The organism is Aeromonas rivipollensis (genome assembly GCF_010974825.1).
GTDB lineage: Bacteria > Pseudomonadota > Gammaproteobacteria > Enterobacterales > Aeromonadaceae > Aeromonas > Aeromonas rivipollensis.
Genome location: NZ_JAAILA010000003.1, coordinates 152,817 through 174,043, shown reverse-complemented (window position 1 = coordinate 174,043; position 21,227 = coordinate 152,817). Strand labels below are relative to the sequence as shown.

General features: G+C 45.8%; 20 protein-coding genes. All 20 read left to right on the top strand.

The window, feature by feature from the left end; translation table 11 throughout:
- Positions 1-3 precede the first annotated feature (3 nt).
- The 20 genes from wecB to G4923_RS01575 all read left to right on the top strand — a co-directional run bounded on the left by wecB (position 4) and on the right by G4923_RS01575 (position 21,226).
- Positions 4-1,113 carry a non-hydrolyzing UDP-N-acetylglucosamine 2-epimerase gene (gene wecB, locus G4923_RS01670; protein WP_163135223.1) on the top strand — a complete coding sequence of 370 codons (1,110 nt, stop codon included), beginning with the start codon at positions 4-6 and terminating at the stop codon, positions 1,111-1,113.
- Positions 1,110-2,195 (top strand): glycosyltransferase family protein, encoded by a 1,086-nt coding sequence (locus G4923_RS01665; RefSeq protein WP_163135221.1) that lies wholly within the window; start codon positions 1,110-1,112, stop codon positions 2,193-2,195. The genes wecB and G4923_RS01665 overlap by 4 nt, the downstream gene beginning before the upstream one ends.
- Positions 2,196-2,227: 32 nt before the next feature.
- Positions 2,228-2,995, top strand: a complete 768-nt coding sequence (locus tag G4923_RS01660) for a glycosyltransferase family 2 protein (protein ID WP_240455238.1) — start codon at positions 2,228-2,230, stop codon at positions 2,993-2,995.
- A complete protein-coding gene (locus tag G4923_RS01655; protein WP_163135217.1) occupies positions 2,995-3,951 on the top strand; it encodes an NAD-dependent epimerase/dehydratase family protein in 957 nt (318 codons plus the stop codon). The genes G4923_RS01660 and G4923_RS01655 overlap by 1 nt, the downstream gene beginning before the upstream one ends.
- Positions 3,951-4,976 (top strand): MraY family glycosyltransferase, encoded by a 1,026-nt coding sequence (locus G4923_RS01650; RefSeq protein WP_163135215.1) that lies wholly within the window; start codon positions 3,951-3,953, stop codon positions 4,974-4,976. Before G4923_RS01655 ends, G4923_RS01650 begins: the two co-directional genes overlap by 1 nt.
- Positions 4,973-6,958: a nucleoside-diphosphate sugar epimerase/dehydratase gene (locus G4923_RS01645; protein WP_163135213.1), complete on the top strand. Its 1,986-nt coding sequence runs from the start codon at positions 4,973-4,975 to the stop codon at positions 6,956-6,958. Before G4923_RS01650 ends, G4923_RS01645 begins: the two co-directional genes overlap by 4 nt.
- A 762-nt stretch (positions 6,959-7,720) precedes the next feature.
- Positions 7,721-8,737 carry a sugar transferase gene (locus G4923_RS01640; RefSeq protein ID WP_240455237.1) on the top strand — a complete coding sequence of 339 codons (1,017 nt, stop codon included), beginning with the start codon at positions 7,721-7,723 and terminating at the stop codon, positions 8,735-8,737.
- 74 nt (positions 8,738-8,811) lie between these two features.
- The gene (locus G4923_RS01635; protein ID WP_205596944.1) at positions 8,812-9,297 is read left to right on the top strand and encodes an FAD synthase family protein; all 486 of its coding nucleotides are present in this window, start codon (positions 8,812-8,814) and stop codon (positions 9,295-9,297) included.
- Positions 9,294-9,920 (top strand): SDR family NAD(P)-dependent oxidoreductase, encoded by a 627-nt coding sequence (locus tag G4923_RS01630; protein WP_163135209.1) that lies wholly within the window; start codon positions 9,294-9,296, stop codon positions 9,918-9,920. The genes G4923_RS01635 and G4923_RS01630 overlap by 4 nt, the downstream gene beginning before the upstream one ends.
- A gap of 98 nt (positions 9,921-10,018) precedes the next feature.
- On the top strand, positions 10,019-11,254 hold the full coding sequence (locus G4923_RS01625; protein WP_163135207.1) for an oligosaccharide flippase family protein: 1,236 nt from the start codon (positions 10,019-10,021) through the stop codon (positions 11,252-11,254).
- Between the two features lies 1 nt (position 11,255).
- Positions 11,256-12,422, top strand: a complete 1,167-nt coding sequence (locus G4923_RS01620; RefSeq protein ID WP_163135205.1) for a CDP-glycerol glycerophosphotransferase family protein — start codon at positions 11,256-11,258, stop codon at positions 12,420-12,422.
- Positions 12,423-12,486: 64 nt separating this feature from the next.
- Complete coding sequence (locus tag G4923_RS01615) at positions 12,487-13,632, top strand: hypothetical protein (RefSeq protein ID WP_163135203.1); 1,146 nt, start codon at positions 12,487-12,489, stop codon at positions 13,630-13,632.
- Positions 13,622-14,392 (top strand): glycosyltransferase family 25 protein, encoded by a 771-nt coding sequence (locus tag G4923_RS01610; protein ID WP_205596943.1) that lies wholly within the window; start codon positions 13,622-13,624, stop codon positions 14,390-14,392. The genes G4923_RS01615 and G4923_RS01610 overlap by 11 nt, the downstream gene beginning before the upstream one ends.
- Complete coding sequence (locus G4923_RS01605) at positions 14,392-15,309, top strand: glycosyltransferase (RefSeq protein ID WP_163135201.1); 918 nt, start codon at positions 14,392-14,394, stop codon at positions 15,307-15,309. The genes G4923_RS01610 and G4923_RS01605 overlap by 1 nt, the downstream gene beginning before the upstream one ends.
- A gap of 6 nt (positions 15,310-15,315) precedes the next feature.
- On the top strand, positions 15,316-16,125 hold the full coding sequence (locus G4923_RS01600; protein WP_163135198.1) for a glycosyltransferase: 810 nt from the start codon (positions 15,316-15,318) through the stop codon (positions 16,123-16,125).
- 103 nt (positions 16,126-16,228) lie between these two features.
- A complete protein-coding gene (locus tag G4923_RS01595) occupies positions 16,229-17,344 on the top strand; it encodes a polysaccharide export protein (RefSeq protein WP_338120425.1) in 1,116 nt (371 codons plus the stop codon).
- A 65-nt stretch (positions 17,345-17,409) separates the two neighbouring features.
- Entirely contained in the window at positions 17,410-17,838 is a 429-nt protein-coding gene (locus G4923_RS01590) for an arsenate reductase/protein-tyrosine-phosphatase family protein (protein WP_163135194.1), read from the top strand.
- Between the two features lie 62 nt (positions 17,839-17,900).
- Positions 17,901-20,078 (top strand): polysaccharide biosynthesis tyrosine autokinase, encoded by a 2,178-nt coding sequence (locus G4923_RS01585; RefSeq protein WP_163135186.1) that lies wholly within the window; start codon positions 17,901-17,903, stop codon positions 20,076-20,078.
- Positions 20,079-20,178: 100 nt separating this feature from the next.
- Positions 20,179-20,484, top strand: a complete 306-nt coding sequence (locus tag G4923_RS01580) for a hypothetical protein (RefSeq protein WP_204356787.1) — start codon at positions 20,179-20,181, stop codon at positions 20,482-20,484.
- Positions 20,485-20,554: 70 nt separating this feature from the next.
- Positions 20,555-21,226, top strand: coding sequence for a YjbF family lipoprotein (locus G4923_RS01575; protein ID WP_163135185.1), 672 nt, complete (start codon positions 20,555-20,557; stop codon positions 21,224-21,226).
- The last annotated feature ends 1 nt before the right edge of the window (position 21,227 follow it).

Below are 21,227 nucleotides of genomic sequence, written 5' to 3'. Positions count from 1 at the left end.
AATATGAAGAAGATAATGTGTGTTGTTGGGACTCGGCCAGAGGCCATTAAGATGGCTCCAGTGGTTAAAGCGTTACAGAATGCTGATGACTTTGATGTTATTGTTCTGGCAACGGCTCAGCATCGCGATTTGTTAGATCAAGCGTTTGCCCTATTCAATATTCAAGCGGACTATGATCTTAATGTGATGACTCCGGGACAAACGCTACCAGAGCTGACATCACGTCTAATGTTGAGCATAGATAAAACGCTGGATGAGGCGAAGCCCGACATGGTTATCGCTCAGGGTGATACAACAACAGTGTTTGTTACCGCTCTTGCATGCTTTTACAAAAAGATACCGTTTGCGCATCTGGAGGCAGGGCTAAGAACTCATGATCTATATTCTCCTTTCCCTGAAGAGGCAAATCGAGTACTAGCTGGCCACTTGGCATGCTTGCATTTTGCACCAACTTCCGTTTCCAGAGAAAATCTGCTTCGTGAGGGAATTTCACAAGAGCAGATTACTGTAACTGGAAATACAGTTATTGATGCACTCCTGGAAACAGCCAAGACTGACTTTAATCTTGGTATCGAGATCCCTAAAGATAAGCGAATTGTATTAGTAACATCTCATCGAAGAGAGAACTTTGGTCAACCAATAGTAAATATTTGTAAGGCGATTTTGGAGTTAATAGAAAAGCACGAAGATATTTATGTGCTTTTCCCTGTGCATCCCAACCCGAATGTCCGTGAGGTTACTGATCGTTATCTGCGTGGCCATGAGCGTATACAGCTAGTTTCGCCATTTGACTATGGTCCATTTGTGACGGCGATGAAGTCCGCATATCTTATTCTTACGGATTCAGGTGGAGTTCAAGAGGAAGCTCCGGCGCTTGGTAAGCCTGTACTGGTTTTGCGTCGTGACACAGAGCGTCCTGAAGCCGTAACAGAGGGGGTTGTCAGATTAATCGGTACAGAGACAATAGATATTGTTCGTGAGGCATCTCAGTTACTATCCGATAAAGTTGCATACGATAAGATGGCTATTGGTGCATCGCCTTATGGCGATGGTAATGCTAGCAAGCGCATTGTAGAAATAGTAAGAAATTACTTTAATAGCAAGCCAATATGAGACTAGTATATATATCACCTGTACCTTGGCGTAGTATAAATCAACGTCCCCACTTTTTTGCGAAAATGGCAGTTAAGTATGGAGTTGATGAGTTACTATGGGTTGAGCCATATCCAAGCCGATTTCCTGATTTTGGAGATCTTCTGCCGGGGCGCCATGCCCCGGAACCATCAGGTCTTGCAAATATAGAACATGTGGAGATTGTTTCGGCAGGTTCTTTAATTCCATTAGAACCTATTGAAATATTATTTAATTTCTTCAATGGTAGTCGTATTAATAAGTTAATTAACTCAGTTCTTGATTTTGTCGGAACGGAAAAGGCTGGTATTGTTATAGGTAAGCCATGTCGCCTTTCTCTTGCTTTACTCAAGGCAAGAGGCTGGGACTTCTCCTGTTATGATGCTATGGATGACTTTCCATCTTTTTATCATGGCCTATCTAGAACACACATGACTCTAATGGAGGCTAATCTCATCAAAGAGGTTGATATTATAATGTGCTCTAGTCATGAATTATATGACAAGTTTATTCATGATAAAAAGCTGCTAGTTTTAAATGCCTGTGCTGATGGGTTAACCAAAGAACAAGGTACTGACAAAGGTGAAGAGCATGTTTTTGGTTACATTGGAACTATTGCCAGTTGGTTTGATTGGCAATGGGTAATCGAGCTTGCTAGTTTAAATCCAACCTCGTCTGTTCATTTATTTGGCCCGGTAAAGAGCAGAATTCCGAAGTCTTTGCCTAAAAATATTATTTTGAAAGGTGCCATACCTCATAGTCAAGTCATGTCAGAAATTTCGAAGTTTGATGTGGCAATTATTCCTTTTGTGGTCAATGACATTACTAGATTTGTTGATCCGGTAAAATACTATGAATATGCGCTTGCAGAAACACCTATTCTCTCTACTAACTTTGGTGAAATGGCTTGGCATCATAGAGAGATTAAAAGCAAAAGCAATTGTCATTATCTCGTGCCTATCGGGACGTTATTTTTCGCGCATGACCATATCAAAGCAGGAGTTCCCAGATGGAGTGATCGTTTCGCCGTGTTATTTAATGAGGTTTTTCAAAGTTGCTCTTAATATCAATGGTTTTGTTTAATCCTGAGAAGGTATTGTTAAGTACAGTTTTTGATAAGTTTTTTGATGCGTTAAGTTCATTCAGTTATCATAATTTATCCACTAGGTTAATTGTTGTGGATAATAGTGGTGAACCATCTAAAGAAATTAAAGAGTATATAGAGTCCATTCGATGCTTTAACTCAATAAAATATATTAGTCGTGTTGATAACCCAGGCTTTGGTATCGCACACAACCAAGCTATTCGATATGGTGACGGCTTGAGATACCATCTCATTCTTAACCCTGATCTTGAAGTTGCCCCAGATGCACTGAAAAATGCGCTCGAATTTATGGAGCAACATCCGGATTGCGGATTATTGACGCCTTTTGCTACATGGGAAGATGGTGAGGTACAACGGCTTTGCAAACGCTATCCAACCGTATTTGATTTATTGCTGCGTGGTTTTGCTCCTGCATTCGTGAAGAAATTATTCCAGACTCGCTTGGCGAAATATGAGATGGCTGAACACCTCAACAATGATGATGTGTTGTGGGACCCACCTATTGTCAGTGGTTGTTTTATGCTGTTTCGCACAGATGTTTTGCAACAGCTCGGAGGGTTTGACCCTCGCTTTTTCCTCTATTTTGAAGATTTTGACATCAGTTTGCGGGCAGGAAAGATCAGCCGGATTGCCTATGTCCCTCAGGTGAAGGTTGTCCATCACGGTGGTCATGCATCACGCAAAGGCTGGCGTCATATCTGGATGTTTGGGCGTTCCATGGTGACTTTCTTCAATATTCACGGCTGGCGTTGGTGGTAATGGCAGAATTCAACAGAACTGTTCTCGTCACAGGTGCCAACGGATTTGTAGGCAAGGCGGTCTGTGAACACCTGCTTAGTCTGGGGGCTAATGTGAAAGGTGCGGTGCGAAGTCACCCGCTTGCTTCGTACCAGGTTCAGGCTCCCTCTTTGACTGCGGATGCCAACTGGACAGCCCAATTGCAACAAGTGGATGTGGTTGTTCACTGTGCAGCCAGGGTGCATGTGATGTCAGATACCGCGACAGATCCCCTGGCGGCTTTTCGAGCGGTGAATACAGAGGGCACCCTCACGCTTGCTCGGCAGGCTGCTGAGGCAGGGGTGAAGCGCTTCATCTTTATTAGCTCGATCAAAGTGAATGGCGAGCAGACCGAGCCAGGCAAGCCATTTGATGAGAATGTGCAGAGTCCGCCAGAAGATCCCTATGGACGCTCGAAGTATGAGGCGGAGCAGGGGCTGATGGCACTCGCGAAAGAGTGTGGTATGGCGGTAACCATCATTCGTCCTCCTCTTATTTACGGGGAAGGGGTGAAGGCTAACTTTGCCAGCATGATGACGTGGGTGCGCAAAGGGATCCCACTCCCTTTTGCCCGTTTGAACAATGCGCGCAGTTTGTTGGCGTTGCCTAATCTGTGTGACTTCATTGCCCATGCAATAGCGCACCCTGCCGCAGTGAACCAGGTCTTTTTAGTCGCAGATCCCGTCGCAGTGTCGACGTCGCAGTTATTGGCGGCGATTGCAGAAACAGAAGGGGTTGCCTGTCGGTTGTTTTATCTCCCACCAGGAGTGATAAGAGGGCTTGGTCGTTGTTTGGGGATTGATGCCAAGCTACAACGGATTTATGGCTCTCTGGAAATGGATACCGGTAAGGCTCAGAGCCGATTACAATGGTCGGCACCCTATTCGCTCTCTCAGACCCTATCTCTGATGGCATCTTCCCATAGTGAGTCGTCTTGATGCTGGCATTTGTTTTGTTGTTGATGTTTTGTCTTTTTCTTTCAATCACCATGACCGGCCTGCTCAGGCGCTACGCCCAGACCCGCTTGCTTGACCAACCCAATCATCGCAGTTCGCATCAGGTGCCTACCCCGAGAGGCGGTGGAATGGCTATCGTGGCGACCTTTCTGCTGGCAGCCCCGTTGTTTGTCACCCTGATCCCACTGTCCTCCGGCATATCCCAGAGCAGCTTCGCATTGATATGGGCTGCGGCGCTGGGCATTGCACTGGTTGGTTTTATCGATGACCACATCTCTCTCAAGCCCCGAACCCGCCTGATTGTGCAGAGCATGGCGGCAGCCTTGGTGGTATCTGCGGTTGATGGTTTGCCAGCGCTGACTTTCTTTGGCTGGCAGTTAGATCTCGCCTGGTTCGGTTATCTACTGGCCTGGCTGGGGGTGATCTGGTTTATCAACCTGTACAACTTTATGGATGGCATCGATGGCTTGGCGGCAGGCGAGGCCGTTGTCGTCTGCCTGTTCATGGCGTTATTTCATTATCTGGTTGGGGGGGAGTGGTCGTCTGCCAGCTTGATCCTGCTACTGGGGATTTCGGCGGCGGGCTTCTTGTGCTGGAATTTTCCGCCCGCCAGGATCTTTATGGGGGATGGTGGCAGTGGTTTTCTTGGCTTGATGTTGGCTTCCCTGATGCTGCTGGATGCCGCTTCTGCACCTCAATTCCTGTGGGCATGGCTCGTCATGCTCGGGGTATTTGTGGTTGATGCGACCTGGACTTTGCTGAATCGCTATCGTCTGAAGTGTCGTCTGAGCGAGGCTCATCGTACTCATGGCTATCAATATCTGGCGAGGCGTTGGCAGAGCCATCGAAACGTGACATTGGCTGCGCTTCTTATAAATTGCCTCTGGCTTGCACCGATCGCTGTCATGATTGTATTGGGCCAGCTCGATGGTGTGATCGGTCTGGTCATTGCCTACTTGCCGTTAGCGTTTCTTGCGTATCACCTGAATGCAGGAGTACCAGAATGAGAAATGAGCTTTTACCCGGTGGAAGCTGGCTACTGACTTGCTTGGGCTCCCTCTCACGTGCCAGCAAGCGTGCCGTATCTGTCACCGTTGATATGATCCTGATCACCATGACCTATTGGGGTGCGTACTGGATCCGGCTTGAACATAACTGGCCAATCGATAGCCCCCATCACTGGGCACTGCTCGGCGTAATTATTATCGTTAGTATCAGTGTGTTTGTGCGGCTGGGGCTGTATCGCGCTGTGTTGCGATATGTCAGCTTTCGGGTGTTATGGACAATCTCACTAGGGGCATTTCTTTCAACCTGCTTCTTCGTTATCTCTGCGTTTTATTTCGATATCTTCCTGCCCAGAACGGTATCGGTTATCTATCTCTCCTTTCTGGTGCTGCTGGTCGGTGGTGTTCGGCTATTTTTCAGAGCGCTCCTTAATACCACCCGTTTGGCTCGTACTCAGGTGTTGATCTACGGCGCGGGCTCTTCTGGCCGACAGCTGCAAATGGCCTTGTTGCAAGGCAATGAGTTTTATCCCGTCGCCTTTATTGATGACGATCCCGCCAAACAGGGGTGCGTGATCCAGGGCTGTACCGTTTATCACAGTGCTCAGCTGCCAACCCTGATTGACCACCATGGGGTACAGAAGATCTTGCTGGCCATGCCGAGCAGCACCAGGGCTCGTCGTCAGGAAGTGATCAATGCACTTGAACCCCTCTCTTGCGAAGTGCTTTCTATCCCAGGAATGGCCGATTTGGTCAATGGTTCTGCTCGTATCGATCAACTCAAGGAGGTCTCCATAGACGATCTTTTGGGCAGAGATCCAGTAGAACCCGTAACCAGATTGATGGAGGCGAATATAACGGCCAAGGCGGTCATGGTGACTGGTGCTGGGGGATCTATTGGCTCTGAGCTTTGTCGCCAGATCTTGCGGTGCCGGCCATCCACTCTGGTTCTGTTCGAACTATCCGAATATGCCCTCTATGTCCTGCACAAGAACCTGCGGGAGCAGTGTCAGCGTGAAGATATTGAAACTGAACTAGTTCCTTTATTGGGGTCAGTACAGCGCCAGCATCGTCTCAAGACTGTGATGCAGAGCTTTCACATCCAGACTGTCTACCACGCCGCAGCATACAAACATGTGCCGCTGGTCGAGTTCAACATCATCGAAGGTGTCCGCAACAATGTCTTTGGAACTCTCTACGCAGCTCAGGCTGCCATTGAGGCAGGGGTAGAGACCTTCGTACTAATCTCCACCGATAAGGCGGTACGACCGACTAATACCATGGGGGCCAGCAAGCGCCTAGCCGAGCTGGTATTGCAAGCTTTGACCCGTGAGAAGCATAACACCCGTTTTTGTATGGTTCGCTTTGGCAATGTACTCGGATCTTCCGGTTCAGTGGTCCCGTTGTTTAGACAGCAGATTGATAAAGGTGGGCCGATAACCCTGACGCATCCCGACATCATTCGTTACTTCATGACGATTCCAGAGGCTGCCCAGCTGGTAATCCAGGCGGGAGCCATGGGGAAGGGGGGCGACGTGTTTGTGCTCGATATGGGACAACCGGTACGGATCATGGAGTTGGCTAAACGGATGATCCGGCTCAGCGGGCTGACTCTGCGTGATGAGCAGCGACCCGATGGCGATATTGCCATCGAAGTGACCGGCTTGCGGCCGGGTGAAAAGCTCTATGAAGAGTTACTGATTGGTGATGATGCCAGAGGAACCGAACATCCCAGGGTCATGGTGGCACAAGAGAGCTGGCTGCCATGGGAGCGTTTGCGTTCCTTGTTGACCTCGCTGGATGAGGCTTGTCACCATTTTGATCAGCAGCAAGTACGAGAGATCTTAATGCATGCACCTGCCGCATTTGAGCCAACGGATGGCATCTGTGACCTGGTCTGGCTGGCCAAACAGCGCGGTCTATCAAGTGACAATGTTGTGCCACTCCCCACACACAGCATAGACTTTTCTCTTGCGAATCACTGACCCACTTTTTAGGCGCCCATCATTGGGCGTTTTTCGTATATGAGCCGATTGGTTGCTTTTTGACCGCCTGAGTCCTGAGTAGGCCAGATTGGCTACCATTTTGAGCAAACCGCAGGTAGAATCACGCCCGTCGATTCAAAATTAATCCTGTCTCTTCTTGTGCTGAATAGGGCCTGAATGATCATGGTTATAACGACGGACAAGCATAGCGAGCACCTTGCCGTCTCGCTTGCCAAGGTGTACAGGAACAAAAACTGTCCATAAATCTTTGGCAAAATTAACAATATTCAAAACTGCAAGCACACTGAGGGCTGTAACTCAGGGGCGGTAGCTATTGTTTTTTATGGGAAGTCTGTTTTTTGTCTTGTAATTGACATTTTTGTTGTCCAGTTGGTACTGGAGACCGAGTTTGTGTCAATAGTAGAAAGGATTGTGGGCAGTTATCTGGCGTATTATATGGGAGAGAGATATCAATAAGGTGTGTGCCTAAACGCGAATGTAGCGCAGATGGATTGGCAAAATTCTGCAACTGAAATGCGGTGTGGTGATATCCATAGTGGCAGATGTTCCAACCGTCGTGTACCGATTTAGCCTCTTGCTTCCCAATGACGTCGACCTTTTTTTGCAAGCTCTCACGAGCGTATGTAGCACACTCGCAGAGAAAAAAGAACGATCTATATCACGCGGTAGCTTGACGTCTATTTTTTATAAAAAACATAGGACTTTTCTATCAGTAGCTAGACATAAAGAGAGCTAAGGGAAATGGATAATAAAATCAACAGTAGTGCTGCCTTATGGAATGCAGCGAATGAACAATTGACCGAAAAAATCCACTCACAGGATATTGGTAATCTAGTACATGAGCTTAAGCGAGTTCATATGAAAAGTGATGAGCTTTATGTTTACTGCAGTGACAATGACATAAAGCTTATTGAACGGGTGCTTGCTGATTATCCGTTCAAATTGAACTTCAATGTGACAGAACTCTCGGCCCTGAAAGGCAAAACCCTTGTGCATTACAAGAGCGGTGATCTTCCCGATGAACTGGCCGCAATGCTGGTATTGGCCACCAAATATGGCGCCTACGTTGAACCGCTGGTCAGTTATCTGGACCGTCGTTTTGGCCGCACTGAAGTGGAGTTGCTGCACAGCGGCTACTTCCTGCACATGAAATCTTTCTCCATCCTCTCCCGCCCATCCAACCGCATTGTCAAGCGTGCGCTGGATCTGGTCTCTGCCATTGCGCTCAGTCTGGTTGCCATTCCCATTGGCCTGCTTGCTGCGCTGGCCATCAAACTGGAATCACCTGGTCCCATCTTTTATCGTCAAGCCCGGGTTGGCCTGTTCAATCAGGAATTCGACGTAATCAAGTTCCGCTCAATGCGAAACGATGCCGAAAAAAATGGTGCTCAATGGGCAAGCAAGAATGATGCCCGAGTCACTCGTGTTGGCCGTTTTATTCGCAAGACCCGTATTGATGAACTGCCGCAACTGATCAACGTCTTTAAAGGCGAAATGTCTCTGGTTGGCCCAAGACCCGAGCGGGAAGTGTTTATCAAAGAGCTGGAAACTGTTATTCCGTATTATCGCTTCCGTCACGCGGTCAAGCCCGGTATTACCGGTCTAGCTCAGGTCAAATACCCCTACGGGGCATCTATTGAAGATGGGGTATGGAAGCATAAATACGATATCTTCTATATCAAGCATCAAAGCCTGATGTTGGATATCAAGATCCTGCTACTGACGGTCAAGACTGTGCTGTTTGGCATGGGGCGGTAGCGCTTTAAATATTTATGCTATTAATATAACGCAAAGAAAAAATATAATTATCTGGTGTATAAGGGCGGTTGTATATGAGTAAGGTTGTTTACGTTTCTGGCACATTTGACTTATTTCATAATAATCATCTGAAAATGATTAACTATGGGCGTGGACTGGGCGATACGTTGATTGTGGGTGTGAGTACAGATGAACTTGTATCAAGCTATAAAAAGCCGCCAATAGTTCCCTTTGAGGAACGGATTGCAATCATCTCTGGTTTACGTGATCCTGATCTGGTTATTCCACAGCGCACACTTAATCATAAAGATACTGTAAAGAAATTGAATGTTGATATCTTTGTGATCGGAGATGATTGGTATCCAAAATATGATTATTTGAAAGAGCTTGGGGTCAAAGTGTTCTACTTCCCATATGGGGCCGGGGTAAGCTCGACCGATTTGAAAAAACGAGTCTATGACCAGTATAAAAAATTACTGGTTGATGTAGATATTCATCCAATTCCTGAGCCTGATACACATGAATTCGATGAAAACAATCCGGATGCAACTGCGCCATGAACGTATTGATTACCGGCGGTAATGGGGATTTGGCCAAATACGTATCCTCCAAATTGAGTCAGCTTGCCGACTATCGGGTTAATACCCCTTTGCGAGCTGAACTGGATGTGACGAGTCCGGAATCTGTGGAGAGATATTTTGCTGCGCATCACTTTGATGTCGTGGTGAACTGTGCCGGCTCGTTATATTCAAGTCTTGTTGTGGAATCAGATCCTGCGTTATGGATCAATGATATTCAGACAAACCTCATCGGTTCATATCTGGTCTCCCGTATGGCACTGAAAAATAATCCTCACTGTCGTATTGTCAATATTGCCTCAACGGCAGCCTTTAATGCCTATAAGGATTGGACATCTTACTGTGCAGCCAAGGCCGGGGTGATCAAATTGACTCAGGGATTGGCTAAAGATGGCTACAATATTGTAGCCATCTGTCCTGGTGCGATTGATACCAAACTCCGTGGTAAGCTCTCAATTAACAATCTAAATGTGATGTCGATTGAGGAAGGGGCTGGGCCAATTATTAACGCTATCACGACAAATGAGTATAACTCTGGGGATATAGTATTCTACCGTAAAGGTAGTATCATTATTAACCCTGAATTTATTCTTGATGGTGTATGAGTTGTCCATATATTAGTGGATATATTAAATACGTGGTGCGGCTAGATAAATACTAACGTATCGCGTATTTTATATATTTTCATTACAGGTTATACCTTGTGTCTCAAAAAAAAGTATATAAGAATATTGGATATTTGCTATTAGTGCAGTTTGCAAACTATGTAGCACCTCTGATGGTTTTACCATATCTTACTCGAATTCTGAGTATTGACGGTTTCGGTTTAGTTGTAATGGCGATTTCAATGTGTGGTATCGCCATGATCTTGACCGATTTTGGGTTTAATTTGTCAGGAACCTATTGGATATCTAAACACCGAGATAACAAAAAAGAAATATCTAAATACATAGGTGCAGTAACCGCCATCAAGTTTTTACTATGTATAATATCCTCTCTTTCTGTTCTGATTTATAGCTATTACACTGACATTGATTTTGGTGCCAGTATTTTAGTCGCTGTTGTTGCAATAATATTTTCTCAGGGTTTTCAGTTGACTTGGTTTTTCCAAGGGATTGAAAAGATGAAAAATGTTACCGCAAGCATGGTTGTTGCAAAGTTATTTTACGTAATCGCTATTGTCTTAATAGTAAAAGAACAATCAGATACGGCTACTGTGCTGTTATGTCTAGCTGTTAGCAATATAATATCAACAATAATTGGCTTCATACTTTTATATAAAGAAGGGCTCTCTCTGGAAAAACCTGATTGGGCACAGGTAGTTTCTGCTTTCAAGGATAGTTTCTCATTCTTTCTCTCCAGAGCGGCTGTGGGTTTATATACCAGTGCAAGTACATTTATTGTTGGTAGCATCAGCGGGATACAGCAAGCGGCACTTTATTCTAGTGCTGAGAAGCTTTACCAAGCGGGCCAAGGGGTTACCGCTCCAGTAAGTCAAGCACTTTACCCTTATCTGGCTCGATCAGGTGATATCAGGGTTCTCTATAAATTTGTATTAATTTTATTGGTGCCATTAATGCTGGGCTGTTCGGTATGTTATCTTTTTGCGGAAGATATACTTCGGATATTTTATGGAGAGCAATTTTCATCGGCATACTCTATTCTAAGAATGTTTTTAATATGCTCTGTTGTTAATTTTGTTAGTGTTAATTTTGGTTATCCTGCTTTCTCTACTATCGGTCGTTTAGATATTGTAAATCGAAGTGTATATATAGGTGGTATTGCTCAGCTTTGCAGTCTTGGTTATCTATTCTCGACCAATAATGTCAATGCATATAACGTAGTATTGAGTGTGCTATGTGTTGAGGTTGTGGTTATGGTCATTCGTGTTTGCTCATTTTACTACTTTTGTAATGAGTATAATAAGTGTCGTAATTAATATGAAAACTATATTTCAAATCGTTTCAAGATGTCTCCAGTTCATTGTTTATGGATTTTCATTTTTAATCCCAAGAGACAAAAAGATATGGGTTTTTGGCAGTTTTGGTACTTATAATGACAATAGTCGATACCTATTCGAATATGTAATTCAAGAGCATAAAGACATAAGAGCTATATGGATATCATCTGATGACCAGTCTGTACTATTAGCCTCCAGGTATGGTGAAGCATATCAGCGACATTCATTCAAAGGATTATATTATGCGCTACGAGCCAAAGTTTATGTCTATGCAGCCTATACCCGAGACATATGCTGGTATGCGTCAGGTGGAGCCTATAAAGTCAACCTGTGGCATGGCATCCCACTAAAAAAGATTGAGTTTGATATTAGGACTCCACCACTAGTTCATGTTTTTCATAACGCAAACCTTGTTGCTTATTTCAAACACCCACACGCACATATTCGCCACAATCTGGTCTTATCGCCTTCTCAGTATGTGTATGAGTATTCGTTCAAGAGCGCTTTTCGTTTAAGAAGTGAGGCGGAGATTGTCATTAGCCAGTATCCCCGGGTGACCAAAATTGAGGAGCTTGCCAAAACTACGCCAATGAACCCTGATACACAACAAGGTATTACCTTCTTATATGCACCTACATGGCGTGATTCTGGTGGCGATTTTATTGTCTCATCAGGAATTGACTTCGATGCATTAGAGCGATTGCTTGCTACATTTGACGCAAAACTGGTCGTCAAGTTGCATCCTGCCACAAAGATCGCGTGTGATTTATCACATTATCAGCATATATTAATGGCAAATAATAAATTAGATCCCTGTGAGTTGATGGCGCAAGCTGACTGCTTGATCACTGATTATTCTTCCATGTATTTTGATTATATGGTGCTGGAACGACCCATTATTTTCTTTGCTTTTGATAAAGATGAATATTTAAAGGAGAGAGAGTTTTATTTAGAGTACGATAATAATACCCCCGGAGTGAAGGCATTTGATTTTGAGTCTTTGCTCTGTGCGATGAAAAGTATCTGTACTGGTGATGACAGTTATAATGGTTTGCGTCAAGCATTAATGAGTAAATTCATGCCTAATGAAATTGAAGGGAATTTAATTATTGTAGACAAAATTAAAGGAACTATCCTTAATAGTTGATGTTATATTATTAAATGACATCGTAAGTAAATTTCATAATGCTACTTTCTATTAAGGGCACATAATGATTACTAAATTATTAATATTCGTTTCCTTTTTCTTATATGTTTTTGACCCTTGGTTTTTTGGCGTTGGACGTGGAGTTGTCATCGCTGGAATATTGGTATGCGGATTACTTTTTGTAAAGCATAAGGAGATATACATTGATGTGAAAGTAATGATAATGCTCATTGCTTTCACTGTATTATCTATTCTTCCAGCTTTATATAACGGTACCTCCGAGTCAGGGGTGTTTTTTATGTATATAAAAATGACCCTTTACTTTATTATATCTTCACTCATAGCTTGTGTTATTAAAGATAGAGAAGACTTTTGTAACAAGCTAACACATAGCGTTTATGTTCAAACCGTTGTTATTTTAATATGCTTGTTGTCGTTCCCATTTATTATTGAATTTGTTTATTCTGTACACACTGCTGATAATAAATTTCACGATTCAGAACAAGCATATAGATTGTTTTTTATTACTTCCTCAGCATTCTTCCAGTTCAGCTTGTTTTGGGGGGTTTTATTCAATCTGTTTATGGCTATATATAATCAAAATAAAAGCACTAAAACATTAGTAGCGATCTTTGCTATAGCCTTCTGCGGGATAATGTCAGGTCGTAGTTTCATGGTATTTGCCGCCATAAGTGTACTCTTTTATGGGCTCAAGATAAAATACATACCATATTATGCAATTGCGCTATCAGTAATATCATATATTCTTTTCCATTTCCAGGATAATGTATATGTTGAGCATGCTATGGAGCCCGTTCTTAATTTTATAAACAATGGTGAGCTAGAGACTACATCCTCAGACTCATTAATGGAAAGGCATCTTTTTTGGCCAAGCGATAAGCAGTTATTGATCGGAGATGGTATCTATTACAATTCAGATGGTAGCTATTATGGTCACACGGACTCTGGTTTTGTAAGACAAGCACTATATGGTGGTTTGTTCTATTCCATTTCATGCATATTTGTTTTTAGCTACATTGTTTATAAGGTCTCTTTTAAGTGGTTCATTAGGAACCAAGCTTGGGTGTTCTTTATATCGACATCAATAATCACTTTTTTAGGGAATGTCAAAGCTGATGTATATATGTACCCAGCTCTGTTGTTGAATTTATTTTTCTTAATGTTAGGTGTCAAGAAGAATGAGGAATAAGATAAGTATCTACGTTGTTTCATTATTAGATTCATCACGACGTATTGATATAATTAATCAGTTTGCAAAACTTAGTGTTAATTTTGAGTTCGTTGAAGCCGTTAATGGACGATTATTACCAAAATCTATCGTGGATTCCATCAATAATAAAGATGTGCAATCCAGATATAGGCGTCAAATCGGTTTGGGAGAGATCGGTTGCACATTGAGTCATCAAAAGATATATCAGGCGATAGCTGAAAGCTCAGTAGATTATGCAATCATTTTTGAAGATGATATTCAACTATCTGACAATATCTCTGCGGTCATCGAGTACTTTAAATCTATAGCTGTATCTTTAGGTGATAAAAATTTATATATCTTGGGTGGTCAAGAAGGGTTGAGCAGCCAGGATATGTTGGTTCGTTCCGTGAAGGACAAAATCAATGTGTCGAATGATGTCTCATTTGTGAGGTTGAATGATAGTGCCAAATATATATATCGAACATGCAGCTATGTAGTTTCACGTGACTTGGCAAAAGAGTTGAAGTGTACTTATGATAACGCTTTTTATATCGCGGATGACTGGAACTATTTGAGTGCACTCGGCGTATTTAAAAAATTATATCTTACCAATGTCGCTTATCACCCAGAAGATTTGGCCGGAAGTGTGATAGAACAAGAACGACAAGCCAAACAGTCTTCCTGGAAACGATCGAAATTAAGAGCATTGCTGCGCACCTGCAAATCAAAAATTAGACAATTGAAAAGGTTCTATTAATGTTTTCTATTGTTATTCCAACGTATAATAGAAAAGATGAGTTGATGGACAGTCTGGCATCCATCACTGAGCTTGATGATTGTGGCTGTGCTTTTGAAGTGATCGTCGTGGATGATTGTTCAACGCAGATTTATGATCTCGACCTAACAACCTTTGGTATTGACATCTCTTATGTTCGATTAGCGGAGAACGGGGGGCCATCTGTTGCCAGAAACACCGGGGCGATGAGGGCCAAATATGATTGGCTGCTCTTTTTGGATGATGATGATCGTTTTCTTGCAAGTAAACTCGTTGATGTAAAAAGGGCCATCACTGATAACCCAGAGTGCGAGTTGTTTTACCATCTTGCTTGTATCGACATGCAGAATGAAGGCTTTAGTTACCAAACCAAACAGAATCGGTTTTCTGCATTTAAAGAGATACAAGGGATAGTTCTGGATAGTAATCCTATTGGTGGTGCTCCCAACCTTATTATCAGTAGAGCATTATTTCTCAGCGCAGGTATGTTCGACAGTCAGATGAAAGCGATAGAAGACTACGAGTTTATTATTAGACTGGCACGGCATTATCCAGAGACAAAAATGTTTTATATCGAGAAGCCATTAACTCACTGTCAATATGTAACAAATAAATCATCTGTTTCAAAGTCAGCAATCAATACAAAACTGGCGTGTGACTACGTTAAAACTAAATATACTCTCGTTGGGGATGATGCACTACGCTTCAGTGTCAATGAACAGTTGATGTGTGCATATGCTCAAGTCATGAATAAAAGCCGCATGGCCGCATTGAATTATAAAAATGCCTTTTTATTAACAAGAAAACTTCAGTACCTGGTAATTTCAATTCTTTGCTTAATAAATCCGGCGTTGTTATTTTATGTTAAAAAGATTGTGTCAAGTAAACAGGGGAAGTGATATAAAATGAAGTTTTCACTTTTGATGTCTGTGTATCACAAAGATTCTCCTAGTGCGTTTAAAGAAGCGCTGGATAGCCTTGTGAATTCAGTGGTGAGTCCTGATGAAGTCGTGCTTGTCGAGGATGGGCCGTTAGGAGGTGAGTTACAATCAGTTATTTCATCATTTTCAGATAAACTGCCTGTTAAAAATGTTAAACTGGCAAGCAATGTAGGTTTGGGCAAAGCTCTGTCAATCGGATTGCGAGAGTGTAGTCATGAGTGGGTCGCCCGATTTGATAGTGATGACATTTGCCATCCTGCGCGATTCCACACACAAGTCGCGTTTATTCAGCAGCATGAGAGTATTGATATAATTGGCACAGCTATTGCTGAATTTGAAAGCAGTAAAGATGATATTCACGCGTATCGTAAACCGCCTATAAATCATGATGAGATTGTTGTGTACGCAAAGTCACGTAATCCATTCAATCATATGACGGTTATGTACCGTAAATCTAAAGTACTGGAAGCGGGTAGTTATCAAGATAACTATTTGTATGAGGATTATGCGTTGTGGGTGAGGATGATAAATAATGGCGCTGTCACCGCCAATATACCTGAGGTGCTTGTTTATGCCAGAACCGGTAATGGGATGGAGATTCGGCGTGGTGGTTTCAAATACGCTTGTTCAGAAGTTTCTGCGCAGATGGGTTTTTATAAATCTGGGTTTATAAATGAATTACAACTTTGTAAAAATCTTCTTGTGCGTGTGCCGGTAAGATTATTGCCAGGAGATGTCCGCAAGTCGGTATATCGTAATTTCTTGAGAAAATAAGTGATTTCCTGGGAAATTTCTCTCAGTCTTTTCTGCAAGTTCCGCTATCATACAGCGATTTTTTCCGTTCAGTTCTTGATGGCAAGCTTAATAAGGTGTGGTAGTGAAAAGGATTCAGCTCATTCCTCTGTTGTCGGCCGTGGCCCTGCTCAGTGCATGCACTGTGGTGCCTGGTACCAATCTTTCCACCAGTGGCAAAACCGAGGTGGTCACAGGTTCCGTTGATGTTGATCAGCTGGCCGATGTCTATCCGGTCACCCCCGCACTGGTCAGCCAGTTGCGCAAAGCGCCGGTGGTGGGCAAGGCCAACCCCGAGCTCAATAGCCAGATCAGCAGCTATGAGTACCGGATTGGTGTGGGTGACATCCTCAATGTCACCGTGTGGGATCACCCCGAGTTGACCATCCCGGCCGGTTCTTACCGCAGTGCCAGCGAAGCGGGCAACTGGGTGCATGCCGATGGCACCATCTTCTACCCCTATATCGGCAAGGTCGCCGTGGTGGGGAAAACGGTGTCTGAAATCAGGGCCGATATTGCCAAGCGGCTGGCCCAGTTTATTGAAAGCCCGCAGGTGGATGTGAGCATTGCGGCTTTCCGCTCCCAGAAGGTTTATATCTCCGGTGAGGTGACCAAACCGGGCGCCCAGCCCATCACCAATGTGCCGATGACCCTGCTCGATGCCTTCAATCTGGCTGGCGGGCTGACCCCGACCGCGGATTGGCACCATGTGGTGTTGACCCGCCAAGGCAAGGAATTCCCGCTCTCCATGCAGGATCTGCTGCAGTATGGGGATCTCTCTCACAATCAGCTGATGCGTGACGGCGACATGCTCTATGTGCCGCGCAACGATGCCCAGAAAGTCTTTGTGATGGGTGAGGTCAACAAGGCATCTACCCTGACCATTGGCCGTGAGGGGATGAGCCTGACCGAAGCATTGAGCAGTGCCGAGGGCCTTAACCAGAATGCCGCCAATGCGACCGGCATCTTTGTATTGCGCCCCGCCGCGAAAGCGCAAGAGAAAGCCGCCATTTATCAGCTCGACCTGAGTGATGCCACCGCGCTGGTGATGGGCACCGAGTTTGCGCTGCAACCTTACGATGTGGTTTATGTCACCACGGCGCCGGTGACCCGCTGGAATCGCGTGTTGAGTCAACTGGTGCCTTCTATTACTGGCTTTAACGAGTTAACGGAAGGCATGCTGCGGGTTCGCAACTGGTAAATCGCCATGGGTGTTGACTTGGCGTCTTTCTGGCGCCAAGTGGAAGATGAAAGAGCGACAGCAATATGTTTGAGAAGATTCTAGTCGTGTGTGTGGGCAATATATGCCGCTCCCCGACAGGTGAGCGCCTGCTGCGCGAGCGTTTACCCGGCCGTGATATCAGTTCTGCCGGGGTCAGTGCCTTGGTTGATAAACCAGCCGACAAGGTCGCGAGCGAGGTGGCACAGCTGCATGGTCTCTCTCTTGATGGACACTCGGCGCGCCAACTGACCCGCGCACTCTGTCAGGATGCCGATCTGATCCTGGTGATGGAGAAAGGGCATATTTCTGCCGTCACGGCCATTGACCCGGGGGCCCGTGGCAAAACCATGCTATTTGGCCACTGGCAGGGGGAGAGCGAAGTGCCCGATCCCTATCGTCTGAGCCGGGAAGCTTACGAACATGTTTACCAGCTGTTGGTGCGTAGTGCCGATGGGTGGGCGAAAAAACTGTAACAACAGCTGCAGTCTGGGTCTGTGTTCAGGTTCTATCTGACAATAAAAATGGATTGTGTTTAATGACGACTTCTTCTGTTTCGTCCCGGCAGAGCAGTGCCGCGGTGGAGAATGACGAGATCGATCTGGGGCGCCTGCTGGGCTACCTGATCGATGGCCGTTGGTGGATTGTGACTATCACCGCTCTGTTTATGATACTTGGCGTTGCGTATGCCCTGTTGGCAACCCCAGTCTTCAAGGCGAACGCCTTACTGCAGGTGGAGAAAAAAGCCAGTGGTGCTGCGCTGCTCGGGGATATGGCTGATGTATTGGGCGGTGAACAGCCTGATGCTGCCGCCGAGATTGAGCTACTGACTTCTCGTATGGTGCTTGGCCGTACGGTACAAGAGCTTCATCTCGATACTGTAGTGACACCCGACTTCTTCCCGCTGGTTGGCCGTGGCCTGTCGCGGCTGATGGGGCATCCTTATCCCAAGATGGCGGTAAGCCGTTTTGAGGTGGCGCCAGAGTTGGTGGGGACGCCGCTAACGCTGACGGTTGACGCAGACAAACACTTTACCCTCGAAATTGAAGGGCGGGTGCTGGAAGGGCAAGTAGGTAAGCTGCTTGAGAAAGATGATGTGACCCTGTTGCTGTCTGATGTGGCTGCCGATGAGGGGCAAGTATTCACGCTAGTCAAGCAGCCAGTACTGGATGTGATCGCAGAGCTGCAGCGTGATCTTCAGGTCAGTGAAAAGGGCAAAAATACCGGGATCATCTCGCTGGCGCTGGAAGGGGAAGACAAGGGCCGCATTCGTGCGGTGCTCGACAACATCAGCCAGAACTACCTGCAGCAGAACGTGGTGCGCAAGACCGAAGAGGCCCAGAAGAGCCTGGATTTCTTGCAGACTCATCTGCCTCAGGTCAAAGGTGAGCTGAATCGTTCTGAAGAGCTGTTGAATGTATATCGCCAGCAGAATGAGTCGGTCGATCTGTCGCTGGAAGCTAAAGCCGCACTGGATACCATGGTGGGCCTCGAGAAGCAGCTCAATGAGTTGACCTTCCGTGAAGCCGAGTTGCAGCAACTCTATACCCGCCAGCACCCCGCTTACATCGCTCTGATGGAAAAGCGCCAGACCTTGATGAATACCAAAAATGTGATCAACAAGTCGATCAAGCGTCTGCCAAAAACCCAACAGGAGATTTTGCGTCTGACCCGTGATGTGCAGGTTGGTCAGGAGATCTTCGTCCAGCTGCTCAACAAGCAGCAGGAGCTCAATATCATGAAGGCGGGCACCATCGGCAATGTGCGGATCATCGACGATGCTGCAGTCGAAACCCGGGCAGTCAAGCCGAAGAAGCCGCTGATCGTGGTACTGGCCACTCTGCTTGGGGGCATGCTGTCTGTGGGCCTCATCCTGGTGCGTGCAGCATTCCACCGCGGTGTCGAGAGCCCCGAGCAGTTGGAAGAGATGGGGCTGTCCGTCTATGCCACGATCCCCTATTCAGAGGATCAGGCCAAGATAGAGCAGCAACAGAAGAAGAAACGGCGCCAGGCGATGCCACTCAATGAAGCCTTGCTGGCTGCCCGTAATCCGGCCGACCTGGCGATGGAGTCGCTGCGCAGCCTGCGTACCAGTCTCCATTTCGCCATGATGGAGGCCAAAAACAACATAGTGATGATCTCTGGTCCAGGTCCCGGCTTAGGCAAAACCTTTGTGTCTACCAACTTTGCCGCCACCCTGGCTATGGGGGGCAAAAAGGTGTTGGTCATCGATGCTGACTTGCGCAAGGGATATATGCAAAAAGTCATGGGACAGGAGATGGGGGCGGGCTTGAGCGCCTATCTGGCTGGTCAGACCGAGATGATGCAGGTGATCAGCAAGACCGGCTTTGATGGGCTCGATTTTGTCTGTCGTGGCGCCGTGCCGCCCAACCCATCTGAACTGCTGATGCACCCTCGTTTCAAGGCCTTGCTGGATTGGGCCAGCGAGCATTATGACTTTGTTATCGTTGACTCTCCGCCGATCCTGGCTGTCACCGATGCGGCCATCGTCGGGCAGCATGTGGGGGCCTCCTTGCTGGTGGCGCGTTTTGCCAAGACAGCGGTGAAAGAGGTGGAAGTGGCGATTCGTCGCTTCGAGCAAAATGGCGTGGTGATCAAGGGCATTCTGCTCAACGCGGTTGAAAAGAAAGCCAGCAGTTATTACGGCAATTACGGATATTATCAATATAGCTATGGTGATAAAACCAAAGCCTGATCCGGCCGCAGATAATAGATAAGGGATTGGTAATAGTCAGTGAGGCGAAATTGAAGGTTCAATTGATGCCTACTTTGAGTGATACTAGATAAGGCTGGGAATGCTCATCGTCTCAGTATTAGGTTTTAGCTGTGTCAACAAAAAGGAAGATAATATGAAGAAGACTGCGTTTGCTTTGGCCGCTCTGCTGGCCGTATCCGCCAATGCCATGGCAGTAGAAGAAGCTGCTGGCGCTGGCACTGGCGCTGGTGGCGGTGCTGCCGGTGCGGGTGCTGCGGCTGCGGCTGCTGGTGTGGCTACCACTACCATCGTCGTTGGCGCTGCTGCCGCACTGGTGGCTGTTGTTGCCGTATCTGAGTCAAATAACCGTAACGATAACACCAGCACTACCACGTCAACCCGATAACATTCAACAAGGCTGCTCGGTCTGAGCAGCCTTGTTTTTCTTCTTATCCCTCATGGATGGTTTATTGCACGTGGCACAGTATTTCTCTTATTCCCCCTCCCGATTATTGGCATTGTCAGCCACTTTTTTATTGGCTGGCTGCAGCACCTCGACCCATCAGACAATCGAAACCCTGGGTTATGTGTTTAACAAGCCTGATGATATTGTACTGACATCATCCGAATTGAGAGCGTTGCCCTATGCGAGTGCCTATATCAAGGTGGGGGATTTACCCCAGGCCTTGGTCGTGTTGGCTTATGTCAATGGCCCGCGCATGTCATGGATGAGTGCCGATGGTGCTATGTTCGTGACCCAACATGGGCGCTTGATTAAAACAGTGGGTTTGCCAAATGACTTGCGCTATCTGGGGAGTCTGGACAAGGATCCATTGAAGGCCTCTCGTGTAGATAAGACGCCATCAATGGTGTGGTATAGCGTAGCTGAGTGGTCGAAGCAATACACCAGTGGCTATCCCTTGAGCATGCATTACACTCAGGCGGGTCATGAGGTCCTGAATATTATGGATCGTCCCTATAAGACGACGATTGTAGAAGAACACGTCGTTACAGCCCCGAATGAAGAGCGATGGCTGAATCATTTCTGGATTGATGAGCAGACAGGTCAAGTTCGTAAATTCCAGCAGCAATTAGGCCCTTCCTTGCCAATGATAGAAATGACATTCCTTAAGCCCTATTCATCATGAA

Excerpts from the sequence above, each read along its gene's own strand:
- wecB (WP_163135223.1), top strand. The coding sequence starts at position 4 with ATGAAGAAGATAATGTGTGTTGTTGGGACTCGGCCAGAGGCCATTAAG.
- G4923_RS01665 (WP_163135221.1), top strand. The coding sequence starts at position 1,110 with ATGAGACTAGTATATATATCACCTGTACCTTGGCGTAGTATAAATCAA.
- G4923_RS01655 (WP_163135217.1), top strand. The coding sequence starts at position 2,995 with ATGGCAGAATTCAACAGAACTGTTCTCGTCACAGGTGCCAACGGATTT.
- G4923_RS01650 (WP_163135215.1), top strand. The coding sequence starts at position 3,951 with ATGCTGGCATTTGTTTTGTTGTTGATGTTTTGTCTTTTTCTTTCAATC.
- G4923_RS01645 (WP_163135213.1), top strand. The coding sequence starts at position 4,973 with ATGAGAAATGAGCTTTTACCCGGTGGAAGCTGGCTACTGACTTGCTTG.
- G4923_RS01640 (WP_240455237.1), top strand. The coding sequence starts at position 7,721 with ATGGATAATAAAATCAACAGTAGTGCTGCCTTATGGAATGCAGCGAAT.
- G4923_RS01635 (WP_205596944.1), top strand. The coding sequence starts at position 8,812 with ATGAGTAAGGTTGTTTACGTTTCTGGCACATTTGACTTATTTCATAAT.
- G4923_RS01630 (WP_163135209.1), top strand. The coding sequence starts at position 9,294 with ATGAACGTATTGATTACCGGCGGTAATGGGGATTTGGCCAAATACGTA.
- G4923_RS01620 (WP_163135205.1), top strand. The coding sequence starts at position 11,256 with ATGAAAACTATATTTCAAATCGTTTCAAGATGTCTCCAGTTCATTGTT.
- G4923_RS01615 (WP_163135203.1), top strand. The coding sequence starts at position 12,487 with ATGATTACTAAATTATTAATATTCGTTTCCTTTTTCTTATATGTTTTT.
- G4923_RS01610 (WP_205596943.1), top strand. The coding sequence starts at position 13,622 with ATGAGGAATAAGATAAGTATCTACGTTGTTTCATTATTAGATTCATCA.
- G4923_RS01605 (WP_163135201.1), top strand. The coding sequence starts at position 14,392 with ATGTTTTCTATTGTTATTCCAACGTATAATAGAAAAGATGAGTTGATG.
- G4923_RS01600 (WP_163135198.1), top strand. The coding sequence starts at position 15,316 with ATGAAGTTTTCACTTTTGATGTCTGTGTATCACAAAGATTCTCCTAGT.
- G4923_RS01590 (WP_163135194.1), top strand. The coding sequence starts at position 17,410 with ATGTTTGAGAAGATTCTAGTCGTGTGTGTGGGCAATATATGCCGCTCC.
- G4923_RS01585 (WP_163135186.1), top strand. The coding sequence starts at position 17,901 with ATGACGACTTCTTCTGTTTCGTCCCGGCAGAGCAGTGCCGCGGTGGAG.
- G4923_RS01580 (WP_204356787.1), top strand. The coding sequence starts at position 20,179 with ATGCTCATCGTCTCAGTATTAGGTTTTAGCTGTGTCAACAAAAAGGAA.